Below are 21,424 nucleotides of genomic sequence, written 5' to 3' on the forward strand. Positions count from 1 at the left end.
CTTCTTACGCTCTTTTGATTTCTATTGTTTTTAAAAATTTGTCCCTTCCATCGTATAACACCAGAGGCAGGTCCACTTTAGGCATCCACGATCTCCCGAATTCAACCGCCGCCGAAACAGGCATTGCCGGAAAAACATGAAGCTCGCCGTGATGTCCGTGCTCCTGCTTTATCCGGTTCAAGGCATGCCGTGCCGCTATTCTTAACTTAGGCAGAATATCGGCGCTTTTTAAGAAATCAAGTCTGGGATCATCGATGGTAAGCTTCCAGATCGAAACATCCTGCTCAGGAAAAACATCCAGAATTCTCTCATCACTGATATCGGCGCTGAATGAAATATTTAATACCGCAGTTCCGCTTTTGGACGATGGCTCCTTCAGGGTGAAATCGCCGAAATCTGACGTATCATTCCACTGCCAGCCCTGCGGTTCCCTGTGGTACTGATAGGTGTCCACTTTGTACTTATCGCCGAGCAAAACCCCAAGTTTTACCAGCAGCGGCATCGGAGCAAAAGGAAATACCGAAAAATGCTCAGCCGAAGAATTAAGGTACGGCTGGATTTTCTTCTCAAAATAAGTTTCCAACGACCTGCTCTCATACTCCCAGTACAGCCCTTCGCTGTCTTCCACCACCGTATTATCCGGTCCCAGATGTACAGTTTCCTTATGAGGAAAACAGTTTTTCTGCACAATCATCCGGCGCATGGCACCGGCATCCATCGGAGGATTGAATTTTCCGATTTTAGCATTGTACAGAATCAGACGTGTCCTGAAAGTGCCGTCAATACCGGTCAGATACTCGATTCTCTGCTCATGTTCCTGCTTCATTTCCAGAAGAAGCCCAGCAGGGTGCTCATCCTTCTCCTCCCTGTCGATTTTTCTGTGGCAGGCGTCGCACATCAGCATTAAATTGGAAAAATCAGTCTCCAGCTCCGGAGACTTCATCGCATCATATCTGGCCGAACCCGGGGCGTAACCGTAAATATGGGCTATATAGGATTTATTTAGATCCTTAAAGGTCAGGCTGTCTTCAAATAAAATCTCGTTGCAGCCGCGGTACTGGCACCTCCCTCCCGACTTAAGCCAGAGCTTCAGCTTGACTTTCGGGTCAATCGGAGGTCTTTTTACTTTCTTGGTTTTGGTTTGGTTCTCCTTCATTCTAATACTAATTTTTTAATTGTTCTCATACACATCTGTATTTTTAAAAGTTCAAATTCGACCGGCATTGAACAGCTCCGAAAAAGAAATTTGTCAAAAAGTTTGCAGGAGAAAAACAAATTACTATTTTTGCACCCGTATTAAGTGAATCTTCTTTTTAATAATTCACATAACAAGCCTCAGATTTGGGAAGTCTTTGTGGCAGTTTTCTTCATAACAGCATATGACATCCAACTGTCATGCCAATGCTGAAAATTCAAGTAATTTTTTACTATTATTTTATTAAAAAAGTGTTAACAAATTAGGAATCAGAATTTTAATTCTTTATATTAAGAAACTGACAATAATGACATTAATATTTTTTTAACATTAATTAAGTGTCATTCTGGCATAATTATTCTTTTTCAACTCTAATGTTAAAATTTAACGCTGCCTTTTAATGAAACCAGTGCAGATTGGCACTCCAAACGTTGCATTTCCACCCTCCGGCTTGAATGTCTTTCGTCGCTCATGATTTTGAAATTTAATGATACGCATAAAAAAAACCATCAGGATTCTGATAGGTTTTCTACATCAAAACTGCTGAAATATGCCAGGGCAGACAGTCGCAGATTTTCTTTTTCCCGAACTTTTAGACGGCTTCAGCGAAGAGGTGTTTCCTGGCGTGCTTTTGTTGTCATGCTGACGTCTGTTAGGCTTGCCCGTGGAATCTGCAATTCTTTTCGGTCCAGATTTAAGTGCCATGCTTTTAAAGTTTAATTGGTTGTACAACACAAAAACAAACAATTTTAATATAAGAAAATACACATAAGAAAACCCTGCTTACAGATCATTTTTTGATCTAAATACAAATGCCAGGTTATTCTCGTGTCTGAAAAGAACCGCAGAGATGGCTCAAAATTCATATCTTTACTTGTTTTCAAGCAGCATTAACGGCAGACTTATAAAATACTGAGCTAAATGAAAGACCAAAAGGAACTTGACTGGAGAAAATACGAATCGGTCACAAAATATATTTATGAAACTCTAGGACAGGAATATCAAATACACATTGAGGGATATGGAAAAGACTGCAAAATAACCGGAAAGTCCGGAGTGAAGCATCAGATTGACGTATTGACATCTGAAACAGATGACACCGGAACTTATTGGACAGCAATAGAATGCAAATACTGGGATAAAAAAGTTACCAAAGACACCGTAATGAAGCTCTTGGCCATCATTAATGATACTGAAATAAAACGAGGAATTATAGTATCAAAAAGCGGCTATACCCCCGATGCGCAGCAATTCGCCAAATACAATAACATCTTAATTGTCCAGCTTAGAGAAGCCGGTGCAAAGGAAAAAAAACGACAGGAGACAGTACACTTTTTTGATCTGGGGATCAACATAAAAATAAACATAAGACGCCCCGTAGTCACAAACATTGCCGCACTGGGACTTGATGGTAAAGTAATTGAGCTCAGCGAAAGCCAGCAGTATATTATCTTTATTAAAAAGGCACAAGGGACCAAAAGCAACCTATTTGATGAAATAATGGCATTCAAAGAATTCCTCAACAATCAGAAACCGTTTGAAACAGCAACTCGACTGCATGAGTACAAGACTGCAGATTTGCATCTTCAGGACGGCATCCACAAAATAAAAAGTATTGCCTTTACCGGTTTATTAACAGTTCAGGACCAAAATCAGAACAGGATTTTCTCGATTGTTGACAAGGTGTGGCTGATAATGGAAAAAATTTTCGAGAAGCAGACATTTATCATTTCTGAAACTGGAATGATTGCCCAAAATATACGATAAACAAAATCAGAAGTATTAAACTAAGAAATTTAATGAGATAGCTTTAACATTTAAACTTCAAACTAAAGTCTTTTCGGTTTTAGGTGCACATCTAACAGAATGAATACTTTTTTACCAGAGAAATTCATGGTATTTGTAGATATTTGACCAATATAAATTTTGTGACTGAATCATGGCAAATTGCATTCTGAAAAATAAACAATTCAGTAAATTCAAATCTTAAACTATTTTAGGTTCATATATATTAGACAAAGGCAAAAAATTACAAAAGCCACTAATTCAAGTTTTATGGCAAAATCGTGGCACTTGCAGTTTTAGGAAACGATAAGCATAGTAAAATTAAGGCCTAAGGAGCTTAGGTTCGAAACTGTATACAAATATTTACAAGGCAATGGCTAAGCTGGAAAAAATTAAAAAGCCTGCAGAAATTATATTTCTGCAGGCTTTTCGAATTAATAATCACCATTTATTTTAATTAAGAACCTACTTTGCTGGCGGCGGAGTCATGGTTTTAGAGGTATCGGTCCCAACAGTATCGGCTGGAACCGTACTGATGGTATCAGCCACAACAGCAGAGCTGTCTGCATAAGTATCATTGGTTTCAGCAGGAACTGTCTCATTTTTTTTACACGAAATGGAAAGCCCTGCAAGCACCAGCAGAATTGCAAACCCAGATTTAAAATTGATTTTCATAACAATATATTTTTTTAGTTTGAAATCCCAAGTTAAAAGAAAACCTGCTTATATTCTTACATAATTTCAGTGTTTTATTACAAAAGTTTATGGTAAAATCTAAAAATCAGCAAGTTTTTTTTTAAATAGACCGCCATTACACTATTACTGAAACCAGCAGCACGGCAATAAAGAATACTATTGAAATGACCATTGCATTTATTATAGCTCCTTTTCTCTTCTGTGATTGCTGTGCACGGTCGATAATGTGCTTTTTATTGCTTTTAAATAGTTTCATTCCGCTGTGATTTTATAATTTTAAAGAAAACGTAAAAATACTGCCCCATGATTTAAAAAGCTTACAGCTTTAAAATCAGGTTTTTCATAATTGGAACATCCTGCATTCCTGTTTTATAAAATAGCCAGCTGGTAAAGAAAGACCTATTTTTTTTGACAGAATGCTTACATAATTAAAAATCAATAAATTAAATCCTTCCGTATGTGCAGAAAAAGATCCTTGTTTCAATGAAAGGCCGCAAATTGAAAACAAAATATTTAATCGGCTCTAAACCTGCTGTTTCTGCAGAGCATCAGAACAAGTGTCACCACAATGCACGAGGCGCTTCCTTCAAATAAAAGGCAAAGGATATAGATGGGAACCGAAGGTTCCGCTCCGAACATAAAGGTCTGGGACAAGGATTCAACGTAATGGTCACCTCCCCGGGCATAACTGTACATCATAAGTGCAGCAAGACTAAGCACTACGCCTATAAACGAAGTAATCATGGCTGATACCGCATTAAAAAGAAAATTATTCTGTCCTTGGGAAAGGTTAATGTTTAAAATCCTGTTTACGCCGTAAAATATAAAAAACACATTCAATAAACGCAGATAAAATACATGGGAGAGATTCAAAAACTCCATGAGTAAAAAGAAAAACGCAACTCCTGCAAAAATGATCAGGCCGCCGCTTAATTCCTTAGGAACAGTGGATGAGTATGTTGTTTTCATAATAATTAAATTTTATTCGTATAAACTTCAAATTTAACACAGCTTTTCCCCGCTGCGTTATAAAATTAAAATACAGCTCTTACAAAATACACAGCACTAAATCACTGATAATCCAATAATTGCACTTGAAATAAATACAATACTAAAATAAAAAAAATGAAAGAATTGCAGTTTTCTGATTTTCTTTGATGCGCATAAAGTTTATAGCACACGTCCGCCGACAAAAAAAGCCCCTCAAAATTCAAGGAGCTTTCTGACAGCCGGCGGGTGCCTGAAATGGTATGCGGTAACTAACTAAATCATTGTACAGAACCTTCAGACGAACCCCGCCGGTCCCCTGTTTTTTTTCTGACTGATTAAATTGCTGTTTACCTTTACCAGTATATAGCAAATTTACCAAAACCTAAGGCAGATCACTTACAGTATATCCTTTTAGAATTACATCTTTTTAAGGCTTAAGCCCATTCTTTTGACAATTTGATTTAATCATTCTCCGGATCTGGCGGCGTACAAATGGTATTTATACGTCCTTTAAAAAAAAAAGCAGCACGCTTTGGCCTTAACGATATAAAACCAAATCATTCTGGCAAAAAAGTACAGGCAAATACGGGCAAAGGGCTGGGCTCCAGAATAGTGAAAACCCTGATCGAAAACAGAAGCCCGGCGGGCTGTAAAAGCAATGCCGGCCTTGTCTGATATATGATTTTGGATTATTTTTGCAGCATGAATTACGAAGATATAAAAAGACATTTTGAAGCGTTTCCTCCTCCCCTTGAGGTGGAATGGAAGCCCTGGGCAAAGATTACAGATACGCAGCTTTTTTTGAAGAGCTGCTACATCGGCATCCGTAATTTCAACGGTCCTGTAGAGAGATGCCCGGCCTGGTGGCATCTCAAGGATTTTTACCTGCACATCAAACGCACCATGCCCAATCAGGGAATTACTGAAAAAGAAACTGCCCCTGAAGAATAAAGCCCTGTCCTGTAAGATCTTGTATGATTAAAAATCCGCAAGCATTCAGATCCCTCATCATTATTTTTATCTTTAGCAGGCTGGAAGTTTTTTTTCCATCTCTTTTCTTAAGCTCTTAAGGTCCCTGTCCAAAATCCCTTTTAAAAGATCTTTCAATTCCATAAAGGTAGGCGGTTTTACGGCATAATAATCCGCCCCTAGATTATAGGCGGTCCGGATATGCATCGCACTGCTGCTGGTGGATATCATGATAATCTTTATATTTTTGAAATCGCTACCGCCGTTTCGAATTTCTTTAAGGCATTCAAATCCGTTTTTCGGGGCATATTGATATCCAGAAATATCGTTTCAGGAAGATGCTTCGCCTTTTCAAGGGTTTCCAGCAGTTCGCAGCCGTCTGCCGTCTGCACTACCAAAATGGGCAGGTTTAATTCTTCGACTGCATCAGCAAACAGCAGTCTGTCATCTTCGTCATCTTCAGCCAGATAAATAATCTTCTCCCAATTCTGCTTTTGTGACATAGTTTTAAATTTATATTGCGGCAGGTAAAAATAGATCTGAAAGCCGCAGTGGTTAAAAAAACTTAGGTCTTAGACTATTGAAAATAGAATTACATTTTTTGGTGGTAACTGTAAAGATAATTCTTTTTTTCTAAAAGAAAAAACTTTCAAAAAAATGATGATTTCTGTGGGCTGAAATGCCTGTTTGGAAAAATCAAAATATGCTGGCGGCGCTGGTTTAAAAAAATCCAAAATAAATACCTGCCGTAAATTCTGAATAAAGTCTTTCTGCTTAATTGCAGCATAATCCAGACCGCCCGTAAAATCAGTGTTTTGATTTTTTGTTATTATTTAGAACATAATATTTTTAAAAATTGTTACCATCTGTGCTAATTTTGACAGGTATAAATGATAAAGATTATGAACCGGGCTATTGTACACATTGACATGAACACCTTTTTCGTCTCCTGCGAAAGGCTTACCAATTCAGAGCTTAAAGGGATTCCGCTGATTATCGGCGGGGGCGAGCGCGGCGTTGTGGCTTCCTGCTCCTATGAGGCGCGCCGTTTCGGGGTGCGTTCGGCAATGCCCATCCAGATGGCGCTCAGGCTTTGTCCTCAGGCCAAGGTTATGAAAGGCGATATGGAACTCTATTCAAGGCTCTCCCATGACGTTACCGAAATCATTCAGGAGAAAGCCCCTGTGGTGGAAAAGGCCTCTATTGATGAATTTTATCTTGACATCACCGGAATGGATAAATTCTACGGAAGCTACAAGTGGACCGATGAGCTGGCGCAGCGCATCACAAAGGAAACCGGCCTTCCCCTCACCTTTGCCCTTTCCATCAATAAAACGGTATCGAAGATCGGAACAGGTGAAGGAAAACAGAAACAGAACCTGGAGATCCCGGAGCATCTGGTGCAGTCTTTTTTAAACCCGCTCTCAGTTCGGAAAATACCGATGGTGGGCGATAAAACCTTCCAGCTCTTATCCCGAATCGGCATACGCACCATTAAGACCCTTTCTGAAATGCCAGCCGAAGCGCTCCAGCGCATGATCGGCCAGAACGGCATTGAACTCTGGAAAAAAGCCAATGGCATTGACAACAACCCCGTGGAACCGTATACCGAAAGAAAGTCGATTTCCACCGAGCATACTTTTTCACAGGATACAATCGACATCGACAAGCTTGGAAGGGTTATCCTGGGTATGGTCGAGAAGCTTTCGTATCAGCTGCGCTCCGAGCAGTGGCTCACCTCAACGGTTACGGTCAAGATCCGGTATGCCAACTTTGATACAGAAACCAAGCAGTGCAGGGTGCAGTACACTTCGGCTGACCATCTGCTGACCCAGACCGCAATGGATCTTTTTGACAAACTCTACCAGCGCCGGATGCGCCTGCGCCTGATTGGGGTGCGTTTCAGCGGACTGGTGCGGGGAACCTATCAGATTGACCTGTTTAACGATACCCAGGAAATGCTGGCGCTCTACCAGGCTATGGACCGGATGAAAAACCGTTACGGTTTTGATGCGGTGATGCGCTGCGCCGGTGCTTCCTTTAAGCCGAATACCAAAGACGAAATCTTAAAACGTAAAAAATAAATCATGTATCTCAACTGCCATTCCTTCCACTCCCTGCGTTATGGCACCATACCGCTTGAAGAGCTGATATCCAAGGCAGCCGCCTTGGGTGTCAGGGCTATGGCACTCACTGATATTAATACCGTAACAGGGATATATGATTTCATAAAAGGATGCCAGGCTGCAGGTATCAAGCCTATTGTCGGAATAGAATTCCGGTCAGAGCATCAGCTTCGCTATATCGGGCTGGCAAAAAATGCGGCGGGCCTTGCTGAGATGAACCGCTTTCTGACCCGGCATAATTTTGAGAATGCCCCGCTTACTTTGTCCGCTCCGGACTTTGAAAATGTTTTTGTGATTTATCCTCTGGAGAATGTGCCCGCAGTTTTAAAAGAACATGAGTTTATCGGGATTCGTCCTGAACAGACCCCTGTACTGATTCTCAGTGACTGGAAGAACCAAATAGACAAGATGGTCGTGCTCCAGCCTGTTACCTTCCGCACCAAAACGGAATACAAGCTGCACAAGATACTGCGGGCCGTCGACCTGAATGTAATTCTTTCACGACTCGGCAATCCCGATTACTGCAGGAAAACAGAAGTGATGGTGGATCTGGGCAGGATCCTGAAATGTTATGAAGGATACCCGCAGATCATTTCCAATACGGAAATGATTATTGAGCAGTGCAATTTTGAATTTGATTTCAAAACGCCGAAAAACAAGAAATACTACACCAATAACAAAAAGGATGACTTGCAGCTTCTGACCACCCTTGCCCAGAAGGGGCTCGAATGGCGCTATGGAAAAAATAATGCAGAAGCAAAATCAAGAATGTTCCGAGAGCTCAAGGTAATTGACCAGCTGGAATTCAGCGGCTATTTTTTAATCACCTGGGATATCATCCGATTCAGCAATTCTCAGAGGTTTCTGCACATTGGGCGTGGCAGCGGCGCCAACAGCATCATCGCCTACTGCCTTGGGATTACCGATATATGTCCTTTGGAACTGGATCTGTATTTTGAGCGTTTTTTGAACCTGAACCGCAAAAGTCCTCCCGATTTTGACATTGACTGGAGCTGGAAGGAACGTGACATAATTCTGGAATACATTTTCTCGCGTTACGGATATGACCATGTGGCATTCTGCGGCACCAATGTAGAATTCAAATATCGTTCTATTTTTCGCGAGGTAGGCAAGGTTTTTGGGCTTCCTAAGGAAGAACTCGATGCGCTTGCCAAAAACCCGATGACCCTGCATCCGGCAAACGAAGTCGTCCGTGAAGTGCAGCAGTACGGCATGATGCTGGAGAAATATCCCAACCAGAGAAGCATGCATTCCTGCGGCATCCTGATTTCCGAAGAGCCCATCACCAACTATTCCGTGCTGGAAATGCCTCCAAAGGGGTTTCCCATCGTGCTTTTTGACATGCATACCGCCGAAGATATCGGGCTTGAAAAGTTTGATATCCTGAGCCAGCGCGGGATCGGCCATATTGATGACAGCGTAAAACTGATTGAGAAAAACCGAGGCATAAGGCTCAACATCCGTGACACCTCGATTTCAAAAGATGAAGCCAGCTGCAACAGCTTTCTTTCAATGGGAAAAACCATAGGCTGTTTTTATATCGAGAGCCCTGCCATGAGAGGGCTGCTGCGGCGTCTGAAATGTGACAATTATAAAACCCTTGTGGCAGCCTCCTCCATCATACGCCCGGGGGTCGCGCAATCGGGAATGATGAAGGAATATATCTTCAGGCACAATCATCCCGACAGGTTTGAATACTTCCATCCGGTGTTCGAGCAGCAGCTCGGGGAAACCTACGGCATTATGGTATATCAGGAAGATGTCATTAAAATTGCCCTGCATTACGGCGGGCTTCCTGCAGCCGACGGGGACATTCTGCGCCGTGCCATGTCTGGAAAAGGACGCTCCAAAGCCGCATTGCAGAAAGTAAAAGACAATTTTTTTGCATCCTGCGCGGCCCAGGGGCACCCCTTGGCGCTCAGCCAGGAAATATACCGCCAGATCGAGTCCTTTGCCGGATATTCGTTCTGCAAGGCACACTCAGCCTCCTATGCCGTGGAAAGCTACCAGAGCCTGTATCTGAAAGTGCATTATCCAATCGAATTTATGGTGGCGGTAATCAACAATCAGGGTGGTTTCTACCGAACCGAAGTGTATGTCCACGAAGCGAAGATGTCAGGGGCGGCAGTGCACAATCCCTGCGTGAACAAAAGCCAGTTGGAAACCACTTTGTATGGTTCCGATGTCTATCTGGGGTTCATGCACCTGCAGAGCCTTGAATCCAAAACAGCTGTTTTGATCCAGCAGGAACGGGAAAAAAATGGGCTTTACAAGTCACTGGAGGATTTTATCAACCGCATACCCATTGGAATTGAAGCCATACAGATTCTGATTTTCATCGGCGCATTCCGGTTCACCGGGAAAACAAAAAACCAGCTGCTGGTCATTGCCCGTCTAATTCTGGTAAACTTCAAGCCCGAGAACCGCGCACCGATGCTGCTTCATGAGCCTGTAAAGGAATTTGTACTGCCGCAGCTGGAACGCTCCCCTTTTGAAGATGCCTTTGATGAGATTGAACTGCTGGGCTTTCCGGTCTCCTGTTCCCCTTTTGATCTGCTTCAGACTCCTTTCAGGGGAAGTGTCATGGCAAAAGACCTTTTGGACCATCATAAAAAACAGGTCCGAATGCTGGCTTATCTGATCTCCCGCAAGCATGTGCCCACAAAGATGGGCGCTATGTATTTCGGCACCTGGATAGATGCTGAAGGGCAGCTTTTTGATACGGCGCATTTTACCGACAGCCTGGCCATGTATCCTTTTCAGGGAGGAGGATGCTACCTGCTGCTGGGCAGTGTGGAAGTGGATTACCATTTCCCCACCATAACGGTTACCAAGATGGCTAAAATGCCCTTTATACCAGATCCGCGCTATGAACAGGAGAACGACTGGAAATACAGGGCGCAGCAGAGAATACGCGAAGATGTGAGCATGACCCATCGCGCTCCCTATCCGCAGGAACATGAAATCAATATTCCAAGGCTTAAAATGAGCAATTAACAGGCTTCTTCGGCTTTAGGCTTTAAGCCTGCACTGAGTATGAACTAAAAAAATAAAGAACATGATGCTTTTTGATGACACCGAAATTTTTTCATCAGGCAACGGCGGCAGGAGAATATTTGACGTCCCTGATGCCGACCTGCTGCTAATTGATAATTTCTTCAGCAAAACCGAATCCGATCATTACTACAATGTTTTATACCACGGCACACCGTGGAGGGAATATGAAATGCCCATGTATGACAAAGTGGTTACAGCTCCCCGCATGATCTCGTGGTACGGGGACAGCAGCAGGCCTGAACGTAAATCAAATCCGGATTGGCCTTTGGAACTGCTCCAGATCAGGGAGCGCGTGGAAAAGGAAACCCGCATAAACTTTAACGGCGTACTGCTCAATTTGTACAGAGATGGCACCGATGGTGTGGGATGGCACAGCGACAAGACCTCATCGAGCAATAAGAATATGAACATCGCTTCTGTGACTTTCGGAGAAACGCGTCTGTTCCGCCTGCGTCATAAAGTACTCAAAAATATGGCGCCAATCGAGATTCCGCTGCACCACGGAACCTTTCTTCTCATGGCAGGCAGCACCAATACCTACTGGGAGCACCAGGTGCCTAAGACGGCCCGTCCCGTACTGCCCAGAATCAACCTTACCTTTCGTCAGGTCAGGGAAATATAAAATAACGACTCCTTTCTAACCGACTGAAAACCATAGCAATCCTATAATAATAGGGGATTAAAATATAACAGCTTTATTTTTCTGTCATGTTAACTTTGGAATTCACTATTAAATTTAAAAATCATGGAAAATCTACATAATAACGGACAAGAGCAGAACGCTCATATTGATATTTCACAGCAGGCTGAAATCCAGCAGTGGGCTGAAAAGTTAAATGTCCCTGAGGAGATATTAAAAGATGCCGTAAGGGCAGCAGGCACTACTGTGGAAGAAGTAGCTGAGCACTTGAATGATAATTCTCCTTCTAGAGAAAGCGCCTCAGAAACCGTTCGCTTGAAAGACGGTCCCTGGCATGATGAAAAAGGGAATGGTAAGCATCAAAATCCGCAGGGAAAAAGCATTGAAGAGGCAACAGACCCTTCAAAACTATCACAGCTTTAAGTTTCAAAAAACTTAATTATCATTCATAGTAATAACTGCTTTATAAAAAGTAAAAACGAAAATAGGTAAAAGAATCCTGAAGGGCATTTTTTTGATTAAGCAGTCAAATGATGCTCTTCAGGATTTTATTTTAAGATAAATGCTTTCTAATTAACCGATAGGTAATCATCCTGAATATAACAATTGCTTCTTACCCTTCTTTTGAGTTAATTCCATAAATTTGTGCTGCAGACTCTTTGATCTGCCCCTCTGCTTTAAAAATAAATAGAGATCAAAAACATTCCGTTTAAAAATGAACGATCCGATTCTAGAAAACCTTAATCCCAGCCAGCTCCAAGCCGTGAAAACCACAGAAGGTTATGTGCGCGTTATTGCAGGAGCCGGCTCAGGAAAAACAAAGGCCCTTACCTCCCGCTTTGCCTACATTGTGGACAGGCTGGGAATCAATTCCTCCAATATCCTCTGCGTGACCTTTACCAATAAAGCGGCACAGGAAATGAAAAGGCGCGTCAAGGCGCTCATTGGCGATCTTTTTGATGTCAGCTTCATCACAACCTATCACGGTTTCTGCGTACGGTTTCTGCGTGAGGAAATAAATAAAATCCATTACCCGAAAAATTTTATCATACTGGATGCCGAAGACCAGAAAACCATTTTAAGGGAGGTGTTCAACGAACTGGACATCAATTCGAAAAACCTCACTTTCAAACAGGTGCTCCGCTTTATCTCCAAACAGAAAAGCACCTCCGATTATCTGGGGTACATGCTCGAGAATAAAAGCTTTGGGCCCGATGAAAAGGAATCGCTCTCCAGCCGCGTGTATCAGAAATACCTCGACAAGCAGAAGCGCAATTATGCGCTGGATTTTGATGACCTGATCCATTTTACGGCTTTCATACTCGACAGCAATCCTGATGTGCTTTTCAAATGGCAGCAAATGCTGCATTACATACAGGTCGATGAGGCGCAGGACAGCTCCGACAGCCAGTTCCATCTGGTGGAAATGCTCTCGCGTGTGCACCAGAACCTGTTTCTGGTAGGGGATCCCGACCAGACGATCTATGAGTGGCGCGGTGCGAAACCCGAATACCTGGTGGAATTCGACAGGATGTTTCCTGACACGAAAACCATTATCATGAACCAGAACTACCGCTCTACGCCAAACATCCTCAAAGTAGGCAACCATATTATCAAAAACAACAAGGTAAGGGTGGACAAGGATATGGTCACGGATAATCCCGAAGGAGTTGAAGTGGTGCATTTCCATGGAAAAAATGACTTTGAGGAAACCTTCTGGGTGGCTTCCGAAATCAAGGAAATCCTTAAAACGGAAAATGCCGCTTACTCTGATATTACCATTTTATACCGTTCCAACCATCTCTCCAGAAATATCGAGCAGGCACTGATCAAAGAAAATATTCCCTACGCCATATTTGGTGGCGTGCGTTTCTTTGAAAGAAAGGAAATCAAAGATGTGCTTTCCTTTTTAAGGCTTATCGTCCAGGGCGATAATTTCTCTTTTCTGCGCATTCACAACCACCCTTCCCGCGGGCTGGGGAAAAAGTTCCTCGAAAGGCTCAGCCTTCTGGCAGGCGAACAGAACCTGTCCCTGCTTCAGGCGCTGCAAAATAATATTGAGGATAAAGAGCTCAATAAAAAAGGAGCTGCGGATTTCCTGGCTCTGGTTGAAGAGCTGAAAACAGATGCCCAGACAAATTCCATTTCTGATCTGGTCAAGATCATACTCGATAAAAGCGGACTATCCGAACTCTACCGAAAAGACGGCGATGAGGACAGGCTGGAAAATATAAAAGAGCTGGTAAGCTCCATGCTGCTGCTGGAAAAAGAAAACAACGGCCCTGTAAATATTGTCGAATACCTGCAGGAAATTGCACTCTATACCGATCTGGACAAAGACACGGAAAATCAGGATAAGGTACGCCTGATGACCATCCACATCTCCAAAGGGCTTGAATTTCCCTATGTGTTCCTATGCGGTTTTACCGAAGGGGTCCTGCCAAGCGCCCTTTCCATAAAGGAAAGACGAAAACGTGCTATTGAAGAGGAAAGAAGACTGATGTACGTTGCCGTTACAAGAGCCGAGAAAAGGTTTTACATGACCGATTCGGAAGGCTTTAATTTCACCACAGGGCTGAGCAAGTACCCTTCAAGGTTCCTCTTTGAAATCAAGGAAGAATTTTATGTGCGTAAAGGAAAACTGTCAGCAGAAATCCTCCAGGCGGCGCAGTCATCGGCGGCGGCTTCAAAAAACAGTGAAGATACCGAGTTCATTGAAGGGGATCTTGTAATGCATCCTGTCTGGAACAAAGGGAAAGTGCTTGCCGTAGATAGGGAGAAAAACCAGTACACTGTGCATTTTTTTGAAATGGGAAAAGAGAAACCCATTGACTTTTCGTTTCGTTTCCTAACTGCCGCATCAGATGTTGAGCTGGAAGGTTCTTCCCCTGCTGCACTTTTAAATATCCACGAAAACTTAAAAAATGCTCCTGATCCATTTGCAGACCAGGAGCAGCAGAACGGCTTTGCTGAAAATGAGGATAGCCGTATTTTTAATGATAAAAATACAGACAGTAAAAAGGAAGAATGGTAAAAACCGGCTCATCAGAGCGGTATTGCTGTATCGGTACTTAAATCATTTTTTATACAAAAGCCCATTGTTTCAAACAGCAATGGGCTTTGTCTTGTATCGGCGTATAATAGGCAGTACCTGAAACTTTCCATCACAGGCATGCGTTTTCATCGGAGTATAACTTAAACTATAACGCCTTAAAGCTGCATTTTAGTATGCCGCATCCTATTTTACTCCTTGGTATTCTCCATACCGCTGATAATTTTAGCCACTTCAGTTTCGGTCGATTTTAGTTTTGCCTGGCAGAACTCTATCAGTTCAGATGCCCTTTTTACTTTGGCAGCCAGTTCATCCACAGAGATGGTTTCGTCTTCCATCTCTTTGGCGATCAGGGCCAGCTCTTTGGCTGCAGCCTCATAAGTCAGTGTGTTTTCCATCATATTCTATTTTTTCGTTGACCGTACTTTTCAGTACGGCATCTTTTGTTACTATTTCAATCTCTTCGCCTTCCTTTATGCTCCCTGCTCCGTTTACAATTTTATTGTTTTTTCGGATCACGGCATATCCTCTGCTGAGCACATTCTGCGGGGAGAGCAGCTTTATAGTTTTATGGTGGTCCTCCAATTGGAGTCTGCGGCTTCGCAGGTACTGGCTGGTAAAGATCTTCAGGTTCGCTTTTAAATGCTGAAGATTGCTGTTTTCCTGCTGGATGATGCTCTGTGGTCGCTGCAGTGTTTTCTGCGCAGTCAGCAGCAGGTTTTGCTTTTTCTCCGCCAGTATGTCCCTGCTGGTCCGGACAATATGCTGATGGGTAAGCATGAGTTCTTCTTTCTGCACGGCAATCAGTTGTTTCGCATTATGGGTAACCGTGCTTTTAAGTCCGCTGAGTTCTTTATAATACCCAAGGAAAAGCTGCTGCGATTTAATAACTATTATCCTTTGCAGTGACAGTATATGCTGCTCGAAACTGCGGTTGTGCGCTATGATAAACTCCGCCGCCTTGGTTGGTGTTTTGGTATGGGTATGGGCCATCAGGTCGGTAATGCTGACATTTTTCTGGTGCCCGATGCCGGTTATCACAGGGATCGGGAATTTTGCCACTGCCCTTCCGATATTGTAATTGTCGAAAATCAAAAAATCAGACTGCGATCCGCCTCCCCTTGTGATGACAATGGCATCATAAGCAATTCCAGTGTTGTAGACATCAATAAGCTTGTTTAGGAACAGTTTGGCATTATTGTCCCCCTGAACAACGGTATGATAATCATCAATCTGAAAAACATAGCCAAAATCGTTATGCTGCATCGTATGGCGGAAATCCTCATTTCCGGCAGAACTGCTTGAGGAAATCACCGCAACCCTCTGAATTATCGCAGGAAGCTTCAGACGGCTGTTCAGCGTGGAGTAAAACTCTCCTTCTTTCTGTATGAAATCATTCTCTTTAACAAGCCTTGCAAGAGTGGCGTTGCGCTGCTGTTCCAGAATGCCGAGCATGAAATTGCTGTCGATATCCAGAAGGTTTACCGAAAGACCGTACAGCGGATGGAAATCCACGCTAACCTGAACAAGAACATGAAGATTGTTGGTAAAACGCTGTCCGGTGCTGTTTTCAAAATCAAGGATCTTTAGTGCTCCTGCTCCCCAGCTCTTGCCCATTATTTTAGCAGTGATCGTACTGCCTTTCTCTGATTTCTCCACCAGTTCAAAGTAATGGATCTTTTTATCGGCCTTGAAGGAATGGTTGGTGATATCTGCCACTACCCAGTACGTCTGTCCCTTAAAGCGGGAATGGATCGTATCCTGGATCTGGCCGGTGAGCTGTGAGAGTCTGATATGCTGGTCTGGTCCCATATTGTTTTTAGGGGTCTGCTGCTGTTTGTTTTTTCTTCTTCACCGCTAAGATAGCTATTCTCAGGCGGATCTCAAAAACAGAAAAAAGAGAGGTTAATTTTCAATTCAAAACGGGTTAAAAGGGCAGCCAAAGTAGTGCCCGCCCTCACCTGCATGCGCATAACGGCTCCTGGCCGCCCTTCGGGACTTATAGCACTCCGGCTCGGTATCTAGCCACTTTTCTTCTGCTTTCTTTTTTCCCGTTTTTTCTTTTGAAAAATTTGCGTTGCGGACGACGGAGGAAGAAATCTGAAATAAGTATTCACTAAAAATTTTATGTCATGGAAATCACAGGACGAATTGTAAAAGATGCCTCCGTTTTTAAAGTAAAAGAAAACCGTGAGGTGGTAAACTTCTCCATAGCAGTCAACGACAGCTATAAACCCAAAGGAAGCACAGAGGTCAAAAAGATTGTAACCTATATCGACTGTTCTTACTGGCTCAGGTCGGGACTGGCGCAGTGGCTCAAAAAAGGAACGCTCGTACAGCTCTTCGGGCGCATCGGGCTGAATGTCTATATCGGAAATGACGCCCGCGCGCACGGCGCTTTGACCTTTCACACATCGGATATTAAAATCCTTGTATTCCCCCAGACGCAGAGCACAAAAGCAGTACCTGCGGCTAAAAAGGACAATAAAAACGAAGAGCCTGACGACCTGCCCTTCTAATTGTTATCTCCATTAAATTTTTACACACGCCTAAATGAAATAGTATGAAAGCCTTAGAAAGATCAAATTACAGTGGGTACCGTGTAAGCGATGCCTTTAATGAAATTATCCTAAAAAGCATTACTTCCTACAGCGGAAAACGCAGAGAAAAGCTCAAATCCTTTTTCCTTGATTTGCAGCAGGGAGGATGCGTGAGCGGCATGATTTCAGAATTTATCTACAACACGGACTGCAAAGCGTTTTACATCGAACATATCGATGACCTTGAAAATATACGTACTGAACTGGAAGAAGCTATCGGCGAGCCGATCGAAAACCGATTTCAAGCCCCGCATTACACCTTTGTCTGCTGGCTCTGCTTCGAGGAATATTGTTATGAGCTCTATTCTAGGCTCTTTGAATAGAAATTTCCAACCTTAAATCTATTCTTATGAAAGCTTCTGAAAATTTTAAAAATGCCATAGAGAAATACCTCAGCACTTTGGCGCAGGGCGATACCGCCTTTGCGCCGCACTTTGCCAAAGCATCCAAGAACCTCGAAAGCTGCATCCATTATATCTTCGGCGAGGTAAAAAAAACAGGCTTGTGCGCCTTTGACAATCAGGAAATCTTCGACATGGCAGTAAAGTACTACACCGATGATTCTATCGGCACGCCTGCGCCGATTGCGTGCAGAGCCGTGGTGCAGACCCCTGCACCGTCCGACCTTTTTACGCAGCCCGAAATCCCTGCTGCGCCTGTCAAAACCGAACCTGTTCCAACCGTAAAAAAAGACGTAAAACCTGCGGCGCAGACCGCCCTGACACTCTTTGACCTATGACACCCAAAACCATCATCGAAAAGCAGCTGACGGCGCTGAGCGCCTCGCTTGCGCCTATTAGAGAAGAGGTATTTACTTGGGCAGAGCAGACTATTTTTCTCAAATGGGGTGTGTTGTCCCGCAGCAGGTTCTACTGCCTGGACTGCGCCCACGTTTGGAAACCCTCCTGTCCAAGCACCTGCGCCAAGTTCACTTCCTGCCCTGCCTGCGCAGGCAGACTCAAAATGATGCCTTATAATCAGGTACATTTTAAGGAAACAGAATATTTCGCCGTTATCGAGCGCTGTGCGGGGTTTCAGGTGGTGCGCATGGACATTTCCCACAAGCACATGAAAAAGAATTTCGCACCCTCCTATTTCCATAAGGAAGTCATGCAGCATTGGATAAACCCCAAAGGTGACGTTCGCACGCTCGCACGCAGCACCAATGTGTTTTCCAGTAACCTTGATGCATGGAAATTCTATTCCCCGCTTGAAATAAAGCCAAAGGATTTCATCCGCAATTCCAGATTCTATATCAATCCCTTCAAGGTTTATCCGCAGATGAAAGTGCTTCCGATCTTAAAACGCAACGGCTTCAAGACTTCGGTATATGACATTGCACCGCACTTATTGTTTTCATCGCTTTTATCCGACCCTGTTGCAGAAACCCTTTTAAAATCCCGACAGCTGAACCTGTTGCAGTATTACCTCTGCGCATCACGGCAGAACATCCGCCGCAACTGGCAGGCGGTGAAGACCGTCATCCGAAACCATTACAAAATTTCAGATGTCCCCGTTTGGGAGGATTATCTCGAACTGCTGCGGTATTTCAAAAAAGACCTTTCATGTCCTTTGTATGTCTGCCCCGAAAACCTCTGCGAAGCGCACGACCATTTTGTGAAAAAGAAAAGGGACTTGCTTCGCAAGAAAAAACTCCGCGACCTGCGCCTTGAAATCGAAAAGGCGCAGAAAAGATATGCAAACGACAAAAAGCGCTTTTTCGGGCTGTCGTTCCGCGATGGGCAGCTCAGCATTTCCGTTATTGAAGAAGTAAAAGATTTTATGGCCGAGGGCGACGACTTGGGGCATTGCGTGTTTACCAATGAGTATTATGTTAGAAAAGATTCGCTGATACTCTCGGCAAAGTTCTGCGATAAGTCCATGGAAACCATCGAAATTTCACTCAGCCGTATGGAAATCCTGCAGTGCAGGGGACTGAAAAACAAGCCCTCCAGACATCACAGACAGATCCTGCAGCTGCTGAGCCAAAACTTATATCAGATAAAGGAGCGCATGAAAAAAAGAAAACCCAAAATTATAAGCCGATAAGCATATCGGCTTTTTTTATGCAGTGAAATCAAAGCCCGAAAGCCCGCCGTCCTCCCGGACGGCGGGCTCTGGATTCCAATGCCTGCCAAAGCCGCATTACTTTAAGGTAATCGCATCGGCAAGGTTTTCCTGATCGATAAAGGCCGTTATATACTGCCGGGCTTCACCGCGCTTCTCCAGATCCGTTTCAAAGGTATTGAGATGATACTCCTCGTCCTGGTCCAGGATATGAATGATCTCGGTATAGCCTTTCGAAATCAGGCTCCCTTTGAGCTTGATCACGGTGAGCTGCTGGTGCGGGTCCAAATCTTTTCTCACCTTTAATTGTATTGCTTTTTCCATTGTGAAAGATCTGTATGTTAGGGTAGTTGTAATTCTCCTATCAAATATAGCAATTAAGACCGCAGCCACAGCACCGGGTACTGTTAAAAAAAGACAAGCAGCATTTTACCGCACATGTTAATTTAGTAAGAAAAATAAAATTTACTGTAAGAAAAAAAATAAGGAAATGATTTAATTTTAGGGAGGCAGAATTTTAAAAACGTTTAGCCCTCACAATGGAAAATCAAAACTGGACAAAGCTAAATTACTTAATTTAAAGCGTATCTTTAAGACATGAGAAGAAACGGAGAAATAATAATAATCGAAGATGACGAGGATGACAGGCTCTTCCTTAAGGATATTTTTGAAAGCCTGGACTATCCCAACAAAATAAAATTCATTGAAGACCCAATGGATGCCCTTTCTTACCTTTCCAATTCGAAGGTGAGGCCTTTCCTTATTTTGTCAGATATCAATATGCCCAAGATTAATGGCTTTGAACTCCGCGAACAGATACTTGCCCTGGCGGAAATCCGCGAGAAATGTACTCCTTACATCTTTCTTTCCACCTCGAAAAACCCGGAAAATGTACTCAGGGCGTACCGCTGCCAAGTACAGGGATACTTTAGGAAAGAAGAAGACTTCTCAGTCTATCAAGCCATGATAAAAAACATTGTGGAATACTGGCGCCTAAGCCTTACTCCGGGATCAGCACTGTAAAAAACACATCTGCTTTATTTATATTGTACGAATCCGCCCGCTGAACTTCAGGTAAAATCTGTTGCGGCTTTCTATTTTTTTTCTTGCTCGAAACATCAAAATGGCTTTGGCTGCAAAAGCGAATCCAGCTGGGAAAGAAGCTCGCCAAAACTGTTGGGCTTGCTGATATAGGCAAGGATGTTATGCTGCCCGATTTTGCTCTTCATGAAATCCGCTGAGGGGGTCGAGATCATCACTACAGGAATATCCTTCAGCCTTGCGTCATTTTTTAAAGAGACCAGCAGCTCCAGCCCATTGATTCTGGGCATATTATAATCTAGAAAAATCAGTTCGGGCAGCTTATCAGACCCCCTGAGTTCTTCCAAGGCAGTCTGCGGACTGCTCTCCCATCGCAGCAGTATGTTTTTATTGAGCTGGTCTACCGCTTCCATAAACAGCTCGGCATCTTCACGGTCATCATCGATAAGCAGAATACTTCTATATAACATGGCGCATACATTTTTAAGCTCCTCGACTGCAGTTAAATACGGTTTTTAGTCCGATGCGGTTTGGCGCGGCAGGCAAAAAAAGATAAATCACCTATACAGCCGCCCTTAAAGGTACGGCGATTTTCTGCAGCAAATGGACGCTGGCTGCCAGATGTGGAAATTTTACAACTCTATTTTGGAATTATATAAAAAAAATGCTGCCGTGAAGATTATTTTTGCGTTTTTATAGGATTTTTCATCCTTGCCTATCTGTTTTCTTTTGGTTTTAAATTAGAACTGCAGACTATGAGAACCCTACTGTTCCTTTTTTGTACACTGGCTGTCTGGGGCTGTTATCCGCAGCAGCACCATGATCCTAAAGTGCTTCTTGCCATGGAAACCTATGCTTTTTTGAAAGGACAGAGTGCCGCCCTGAAAAAGGCCGCCAGCCAATTCCCTGCCTTTGCAAAAGAATCCAAAAAAAATGGTTTAAAAAAATAGTCGGCTCCGGCTTCCCACAGACAAAACCTTAAAAATGCCCTTGCAGTATGAAGATGTAGTGTTTGGCATTATTTAACTAAAGTTTTATGCCGCAAATGCAGTTGAAAAACTAAAGCCTTAAAAGTGACAATTTTAAAATTTTTCATAAAAATTGTATAAAAGCTGCCACAGCGGAAAAATTAATTTTACGCAAGACAAAAACTATTTTTTTACGCTGGCTGTTAGGCAGAAACAG

The 21,424-nt window shown here is 43.2% G+C and carries 22 protein-coding genes; 13 read left to right on the plus strand and 9 right to left on the minus strand.

What is annotated here, in order from left to right; all coding sequences use genetic code 11:
- Nucleotides 1-4: 4 nt before the first annotated feature.
- On the minus strand, nt 5-1,156 hold the full coding sequence (locus tag ABDW27_RS03490; RefSeq protein WP_179005276.1) for an SAVED domain-containing protein: 1,152 nt from the start codon (nt 1,154-1,156) through the stop codon (nt 5-7).
- A 960-nt stretch (nt 1,157-2,116) separates the two neighbouring features.
- On the opposite strand from ABDW27_RS03490, the gene ABDW27_RS03495 reads away from it, so the two are divergent.
- Nucleotides 2,117-2,962, plus strand: a complete 846-nt coding sequence (locus tag ABDW27_RS03495) for a restriction endonuclease (protein ID WP_179005274.1) — start codon at nt 2,117-2,119, stop codon at nt 2,960-2,962.
- A gap of 483 nt (nt 2,963-3,445) precedes the next feature.
- Here ABDW27_RS03495 and ABDW27_RS03500 read toward each other — a convergent pair whose 3' ends face one another.
- The 3 genes from ABDW27_RS03500 to ABDW27_RS03510 all read right to left on the minus strand — a co-directional run bounded on the left by ABDW27_RS03500 (nt 3,446) and on the right by ABDW27_RS03510 (nt 4,645).
- Nucleotides 3,446-3,655, minus strand: a complete 210-nt coding sequence (locus ABDW27_RS03500) for a hypothetical protein (RefSeq protein ID WP_179005272.1) — start codon at nt 3,653-3,655, stop codon at nt 3,446-3,448.
- A gap of 136 nt (nt 3,656-3,791) precedes the next feature.
- A complete protein-coding gene (locus tag ABDW27_RS03505; protein WP_179005270.1) occupies nt 3,792-3,932 on the minus strand; it encodes a hypothetical protein in 141 nt (46 codons plus the stop codon).
- Nucleotides 3,933-4,189: 257 nt separating this feature from the next.
- Nucleotides 4,190-4,645, minus strand: a complete 456-nt coding sequence (locus ABDW27_RS03510; protein WP_179005268.1) for a hypothetical protein — start codon at nt 4,643-4,645, stop codon at nt 4,190-4,192.
- A gap of 723 nt (nt 4,646-5,368) precedes the next feature.
- Between ABDW27_RS03510 and ABDW27_RS03515 the strand changes: the two genes are divergently transcribed.
- Nucleotides 5,369-5,617, plus strand: a complete 249-nt coding sequence (locus ABDW27_RS03515; RefSeq protein ID WP_179005266.1) for a hypothetical protein — start codon at nt 5,369-5,371, stop codon at nt 5,615-5,617.
- A gap of 257 nt (nt 5,618-5,874) precedes the next feature.
- Here ABDW27_RS03515 and ABDW27_RS03520 read toward each other — a convergent pair whose 3' ends face one another.
- Nucleotides 5,875-6,138 carry a hypothetical protein gene (locus tag ABDW27_RS03520; RefSeq protein WP_256871165.1) on the minus strand — a complete coding sequence of 88 codons (264 nt, stop codon included), beginning with the start codon at nt 6,136-6,138 and terminating at the stop codon, nt 5,875-5,877.
- Nucleotides 6,139-6,537: 399 nt separating this feature from the next.
- Between ABDW27_RS03520 and dinB the strand changes: the two genes are divergently transcribed.
- The 5 genes from dinB to ABDW27_RS03545 all read left to right on the plus strand — a co-directional run bounded on the left by dinB (nt 6,538) and on the right by ABDW27_RS03545 (nt 14,513).
- Nucleotides 6,538-7,719, plus strand: a complete 1,182-nt coding sequence (gene dinB / locus ABDW27_RS03525; RefSeq protein WP_179005264.1) for a DNA polymerase IV — start codon at nt 6,538-6,540, stop codon at nt 7,717-7,719.
- A gap of 3 nt (nt 7,720-7,722) precedes the next feature.
- Nucleotides 7,723-10,779 (plus strand): DNA polymerase III subunit alpha, encoded by a 3,057-nt coding sequence (dnaE, locus tag ABDW27_RS03530; RefSeq protein ID WP_276174767.1) that lies wholly within the window; start codon nt 7,723-7,725, stop codon nt 10,777-10,779.
- A 61-nt stretch (nt 10,780-10,840) separates the two neighbouring features.
- A complete protein-coding gene (locus tag ABDW27_RS03535; RefSeq protein WP_179005260.1) occupies nt 10,841-11,461 on the plus strand; it encodes an alpha-ketoglutarate-dependent dioxygenase AlkB in 621 nt (206 codons plus the stop codon).
- 123 nt (nt 11,462-11,584) lie between these two features.
- Nucleotides 11,585-11,902 carry a DUF3606 domain-containing protein gene (locus tag ABDW27_RS03540; RefSeq protein WP_179005258.1) on the plus strand — a complete coding sequence of 106 codons (318 nt, stop codon included), beginning with the start codon at nt 11,585-11,587 and terminating at the stop codon, nt 11,900-11,902.
- A gap of 292 nt (nt 11,903-12,194) precedes the next feature.
- Entirely contained in the window at nt 12,195-14,513 is a 2,319-nt protein-coding gene (locus ABDW27_RS03545) for a UvrD-helicase domain-containing protein (RefSeq protein WP_179005256.1), read from the plus strand.
- 209 nt (nt 14,514-14,722) lie between these two features.
- On the opposite strand, the gene xseB is transcribed toward ABDW27_RS03545, so the two are convergent.
- Entirely contained in the window at nt 14,723-14,929 is a 207-nt protein-coding gene (gene xseB, locus ABDW27_RS03550) for an exodeoxyribonuclease VII small subunit (protein WP_179006308.1), read from the minus strand.
- Complete coding sequence (gene xseA, locus ABDW27_RS03555) at nt 14,907-16,343, minus strand: exodeoxyribonuclease VII large subunit (RefSeq protein WP_179005254.1); 1,437 nt, start codon at nt 16,341-16,343, stop codon at nt 14,907-14,909. The genes xseB and xseA overlap by 23 nt, the downstream gene beginning before the upstream one ends.
- A gap of 320 nt (nt 16,344-16,663) precedes the next feature.
- Here xseA and ABDW27_RS03560 point away from each other — a divergent pair, with 320 nt between their 5' ends.
- The 4 genes from ABDW27_RS03560 to ABDW27_RS03575 are packed head-to-tail and all read left to right on the plus strand — an operon-like array spanning nt 16,664 to nt 19,180.
- Nucleotides 16,664-17,050 carry a single-stranded DNA-binding protein gene (locus ABDW27_RS03560; protein ID WP_179005252.1) on the plus strand — a complete coding sequence of 129 codons (387 nt, stop codon included), beginning with the start codon at nt 16,664-16,666 and terminating at the stop codon, nt 17,048-17,050.
- 44 nt (nt 17,051-17,094) lie between these two features.
- Nucleotides 17,095-17,454, plus strand: coding sequence for a hypothetical protein (locus ABDW27_RS03565; protein WP_179005249.1), 360 nt, complete (start codon nt 17,095-17,097; stop codon nt 17,452-17,454).
- 26 nt (nt 17,455-17,480) lie between these two features.
- Entirely contained in the window at nt 17,481-17,870 is a 390-nt protein-coding gene (locus ABDW27_RS03570) for a Cas9 inhibitor AcrIIA9 family protein (RefSeq protein ID WP_179005247.1), read from the plus strand.
- Nucleotides 17,867-19,180 (plus strand): PcfJ domain-containing protein, encoded by a 1,314-nt coding sequence (locus ABDW27_RS03575; RefSeq protein WP_276174768.1) that lies wholly within the window; start codon nt 17,867-17,869, stop codon nt 19,178-19,180. The genes ABDW27_RS03570 and ABDW27_RS03575 overlap by 4 nt, the downstream gene beginning before the upstream one ends.
- Nucleotides 19,181-19,276: 96 nt before the next feature.
- Here ABDW27_RS03575 and ABDW27_RS03580 read toward each other — a convergent pair whose 3' ends face one another.
- Nucleotides 19,277-19,522, minus strand: a complete 246-nt coding sequence (locus tag ABDW27_RS03580; protein WP_149207808.1) for a hypothetical protein — start codon at nt 19,520-19,522, stop codon at nt 19,277-19,279.
- 273 nt (nt 19,523-19,795) lie between these two features.
- On the opposite strand from ABDW27_RS03580, the gene ABDW27_RS03585 reads away from it, so the two are divergent.
- Nucleotides 19,796-20,221: a response regulator gene (locus tag ABDW27_RS03585; protein WP_179005243.1), complete on the plus strand. Its 426-nt coding sequence runs from the start codon at nt 19,796-19,798 to the stop codon at nt 20,219-20,221.
- A gap of 95 nt (nt 20,222-20,316) precedes the next feature.
- On the opposite strand, the gene ABDW27_RS03590 is transcribed toward ABDW27_RS03585, so the two are convergent.
- A complete protein-coding gene (locus ABDW27_RS03590; RefSeq protein ID WP_179005241.1) occupies nt 20,317-20,709 on the minus strand; it encodes a response regulator in 393 nt (130 codons plus the stop codon).
- A gap of 285 nt (nt 20,710-20,994) precedes the next feature.
- On the opposite strand from ABDW27_RS03590, the gene ABDW27_RS03595 reads away from it, so the two are divergent.
- A complete protein-coding gene (locus ABDW27_RS03595; RefSeq protein ID WP_179005239.1) occupies nt 20,995-21,189 on the plus strand; it encodes a hypothetical protein in 195 nt (64 codons plus the stop codon).
- The last annotated feature ends 235 nt before the right edge of the window (nt 21,190-21,424 follow it).

The sequence above is a fragment of the Flavobacterium sp. genome (assembly GCF_039595935.1).
GTDB lineage: Bacteria > Bacteroidota > Bacteroidia > Flavobacteriales > Flavobacteriaceae > Flavobacterium.